5 protein-coding genes are annotated in these 4,078 nt (G+C 65.2%); all 5 read left to right on the top strand.

The features are described 5' to 3' along the window. Positions 1-422, top strand: a 422-nt coding sequence (locus tag DD1DGNOD_RS28355; RefSeq protein WP_206443369.1) for a zinc-binding dehydrogenase, incomplete at its 5' end; no start/stop codon positions are given. A gap of 102 nt (positions 423-524) precedes the next feature. Next, a complete protein-coding gene (locus DD1DGNOD_RS22490) occupies positions 525-1,985 on the top strand; it encodes an aldehyde dehydrogenase (protein WP_131770991.1) in 1,461 nt (486 codons plus the stop codon). A gap of 69 nt (positions 1,986-2,054) precedes the next feature. Beyond that, positions 2,055-2,810, top strand: coding sequence for a hypothetical protein (locus DD1DGNOD_RS22485; RefSeq protein WP_131770990.1), 756 nt, complete (start codon positions 2,055-2,057; stop codon positions 2,808-2,810). Positions 2,811-2,886: 76 nt separating this feature from the next. After that, positions 2,887-3,456, top strand: a complete 570-nt coding sequence (locus tag DD1DGNOD_RS22480; protein WP_206443368.1) for a cytochrome c oxidase subunit 3 family protein — start codon at positions 2,887-2,889, stop codon at positions 3,454-3,456. Continuing rightward, on the top strand, positions 3,420-3,725 hold the full coding sequence (locus DD1DGNOD_RS22475) for a cytochrome C oxidase subunit IV family protein (RefSeq protein WP_131768477.1): 306 nt from the start codon (positions 3,420-3,422) through the stop codon (positions 3,723-3,725). Before DD1DGNOD_RS22480 ends, DD1DGNOD_RS22475 begins: the two co-directional genes overlap by 37 nt. The last annotated feature ends 353 nt before the right edge of the window (positions 3,726-4,078 follow it).

The raw sequence follows: 4,078 nt of genomic DNA, 5'->3' as shown, positions 1-4,078 counted from the left end.
AGCTCGGCGCGACGCACGCGATCGACCCCTCCGCGGGCGACATCGCCGAGCAGGTTCGGGCCATCATCCCCGAAGGAGTCAAGTACGCCGTCGACACGACGGCGGCCGGCCCGGTCATCACGGCCGTGCTTGCCTCGCTCGCCCAGCAGGGGCGGTTCGGCATGGTCGGCGTCCCGTCGGACCCGACGGCGACGCTGTCGGTGAACCTTATCGAGATGCAGGCCCGGGGCCTGTCGTTCACGGGAATCGTCGAGGGCGACAGCAACCCGGATGTGTTCATTCCGGAGCTCGTCGAGATGTACAAGGCCGGTGCGTTCCCGTTCGACAAGATCGTTACCAAGATGCCTTTCAAGGAGATCAACGAAGCGGTCGCGGCTCAGGCCCGGGGTGAGGTCATCAAGGTCGTTCTCGTCCACGACTGACACCCGATCGACCTGGGCCGCCCGACCGGGTGCCGGACCCATAATCCGCCCGTGCGACGTCCGCGTCGGCCAGGCGACGAATTTGCGAGAGAAGGGGCGGACATGGCAACCATCGAGTACGACCGTCTTTACATCGACGGGCGGTGGACGAGTCCGGCATCGGATGACCGTATTCAGGTCATCGAGGCGGCGACGGAGGAGAATGTCGGTAGCGTGCCGGCGGGCACCGAAGGTGATGTCGACGCGGCGGTGGATGCCGCCCGCCGGGCGTTCGACGATCCTGAGGGTTGGTCGAACTGGTCGCCGGCGCGGCGGGGTGAGGTGTTGGAGCGCTTCGCTGCCGCGCTGGAGGCGCGTGGAGCCGAGACGGCTCGTCGGGTCTCGGTTCAGAACGGCATGCCGTTGTGGCTGGCCCAGAACTTCGAGGCCGGTTTCCCGGCCCTGCTGTTGCGCTACTACTCCGGTCTCGTCGCGGCGGGCCAGGAGGAGGTGCGCGCCGGCATGTTGGGTAAGAAGGTGCTGGTCAGGCGCGATCCGATCGGTGTGGTAGCGGCGATTGTGCCGTGGAACGTCCCGCAGGCGATCACATTTCTCAAGCTCGGCCCGGCGCTCGCCGCTGGCAACACCGTGGTTCTCAAGCCGGCTCCGGAGACCGTGCTGGATGCGTTCCTCATGGCTGAGGCGGCGATCGAGGCCGGACTTCCGCCGGGCGTGCTCAATGTCGTTCCCGCGGGGCGGGAGGTTGGTGCATATCTGGTCGCGCATCCGGGTGTGGACAAGGTGTCGTTCACTGGCTCGACCGTGGCCGGTCGGGCCATTGCCGAGACCTGTGGGCGGCTCCTGCGGCCGGTGACGCTGGAACTCGGCGGCAAGTCGGCTGCGATTGTGCTCGATGACGCCGACCTGAGCTCGACGATCGAGTCGTTTTTCGGTGCCACCCTGCTCAACAACGGTCAGATCTGCTGGCTCGGCACGCGCATCCTGGCTCCCCGCAGCCGGTACGACGTGGTCGTGGACACGATCACGGGTCTCGCGCAGTCTCTGACGGTCGGGGATCCGCTTGAGCCGGCCACGAAGGTCGGGCCGCTGGTCTCGGAGCGGCAGCGTGAGCGCGTCGAGTCCTACATCGGAAAAGGGAAGGCCGAGGGCGGTCGTGTCACCGCCGGGGGCGGTCGGCCGCAGGGACTGGATCGCGGGTGGTTCGTCGAGCCGACGATCTTCGCTGATGTGGACACCAAGGCGACGATCGCCCAGGAGGAGATCTTCGGTCCGGTACTGGCGGTGATCCAGTACTCCGACGAGGCTGAGGCGGTCGCGATCGCGAACGACAGCGACTACGGCCTGGGCGGGTCGGTCTGGACCTCCGACCCGGAGCGCGGCGCTGCTTTCGCGAAGAAGGTCCGTTCCGGCACGGTCGGTGTCAACGGCTACGTCAACGACCCCTATGCGCCGTTCGGTGGCATCAAGTCCAGCGGTATGGGCCGCGAACTGGGCCCGGAGGGGCTCCAGCCGTTCCAGCTGCTCAAGAGCATCTACCTGGACGAGGCCAACGACACGGCCTGACCGGGCCTTGTCCCGGCCGGGCCGGGACAAGGCCCGCGGCGTCAGCCTCCTACTCTCCAAGGAGATCTGTTGACATCCACTATGGACTCACCGACGCTCACCACGGTGAGCGACCGAATCGAACGTGCCTGCTCGGCATGTGTGCCGATCGGCGTGGTCCTTATATTCGTTGGTCTGTTGATCGCCGGCTACATCCCGGCGGTGCCCGCCAACTGGTCCGCCGAAGAGGTCGCCGAGTTCTACCGGGACGACACGAATCTCATTCGTTTCGGGATCATTCTGACGTTGATCGGATTCATGGTCTGGGGCCCGCTGATCACGGTGATCCTGCGCCAGATGTTACGTATTCGGCCTGAGCAGAAGGCCCTGGCCTACCTGCAGTTCGGTTCCGGACTGGCGGCCTGGCAGTTCCTGTGGGTGCCGATGCTCGTCCTGGCGGCTGCCTCGTTCCGCCCGGAGCGCAGCCCTGAGGCGACACAGACGCTGCACGACCTGGGCTGGATCCTGCTGTTCCTGCCGTTCATGCCGTTCGTCCTGCAGAGCGGCGCCATCGCTCTGGCGGTGCTGCTGGACACCGGGCCGAAACCGGTCTTCCCGCGCTGGGTGGCTTACTTCAACCTGCTGGAGTGCTTCCTCTTCCTGGCGGTGGTCCTGATGCTGTTCTTCAAGACGGGGCCGTTCGCCTACCACGGCGTGCTGGTGTTCTGGCTCCCGCTGTTCATATTCGGCGCGTGGCTGCTCGTGATGGCATGGGCCACCTATCGCGGGGCCGTCGAGGAGCAGACGCAGCGGCTTCAGAACACCTCGGGCGCGCATGCGGGTTGAACGGTCGACGTCGGCGTACTCGCCGTCGTCGGGCACCCGGGTCGAGGCTCCCGAGCCGCGTGGCCGTGTCTCACACGTGTCTGATGAGGGCAGCCATGCCCCACATGTGCCCGGTGAGGTTGGTGTCTGGGTCCTCGTCCTCGGCGAGATGTCGATGTTCGGGGTATTCTTTGCGATCTTCATGGACGCCCGTGCCGGTGACCGGGAGCTGTTCGCCCGGTCACAGCGGCATCTGAACATCACGATCGGGCTCGTCAACACGATAATTCTCCTGGCGAGCTCGCTGTTCGTCGTGCAGGCTGTCCAGGCGGTCCGGGCCGGTGGGTTCGGCCGGGCGTCGAAGTTCTTCACGCTGGCGCTGCTCTGCGGCCTCGGATTCATGGGTGGAAAAGTTCTGGAATATGGCGAGAAACTGCACGCCGGTATTTCCCCCGTGACGGACACGTTCTACATGTACTACTACGTACTTACCGGAATACACGCTCTCCACGTCGCCGTCGGTATGTGTGTGCTCGCCTTCCTGCGGAAGGCGACGAGAAATTCGTCCCGTCATCCAAAGATCGCGACGGTCGAGGCGTGCGCGTCCTACTGGCACATGGTGGATGTACTATGGATCGTCCTGTTCCCGCTTCTCTATCTCATCTGAGTTCGCGCCTGCGCACGGCGGTCCGGGGCCAGCCGGTCCGGCTGGTGTTCGTCGGGCTCCTGCTGCTGACGGCCAGCTCGTCGTGGTTCGCCGAATCCGAAAGCTCCCGCGGTGTCGCCACGACGGCATTCCTCATGACCGTCGTCGCATTGAAGATCCACCTTGTCGGCATGCACTTCATGGAGCTCAGGTACGCCCCGCTCGCCCTGAAGCTCGCCTTCCACGGCTGGATCGCCGTGGTGTGGGGACTCATAGTCGGCTTCAGCTGATCCATGGGCCGACGTCAAAGCACCGGCTGCCGGCGCCTGGGGCCGACATCGTCCGGGAACCGCCGGTATGTGCCGACGGCCGTCGAGGCATCGCAGGTGGCAGGTCGCAGGTCGATCGCGACGGCATCTTGCATAAATGGTCCAACTGGTCAGATCGTCGTCGCTGTTTGATGCAGGATCAGGTTGCGGCGGGCGCCCAGGGGACGGACATCGGCGAGTTGGACGAGGGCGTCGAAGAAGCGGACTCCGTGTCTGGCGGCGGTGGACAGGTAGCTTCTGACACAACGGACATAACCCCAACATGCTGGACTCTGTTGGCTAACTCTGCGTAACTGTCGAGTGCAGGGCTGTGA

Origin of the sequence: Candidatus Protofrankia californiensis (genome assembly GCF_900634765.1) — a bacterium.
GTDB lineage: Bacteria > Actinomycetota > Actinomycetes > Frankiales > Frankiaceae > Protofrankia > Protofrankia californiensis.
This window is presented reverse-complemented; position numbering and strand designations above follow the sequence as displayed.

What these genes read in the sequence shown, in the direction of transcription:
- DD1DGNOD_RS22490 (WP_131770991.1), top strand. Translation starts at nt 525, where the DNA reads ATGGCAACCATCGAGTACGACCGTCTTTACATCGACGGGCGGTGGACG.
- DD1DGNOD_RS22475 (WP_131768477.1), top strand. Translation starts at nt 3,420, where the DNA reads ATGGATCGTCCTGTTCCCGCTTCTCTATCTCATCTGAGTTCGCGCCTG.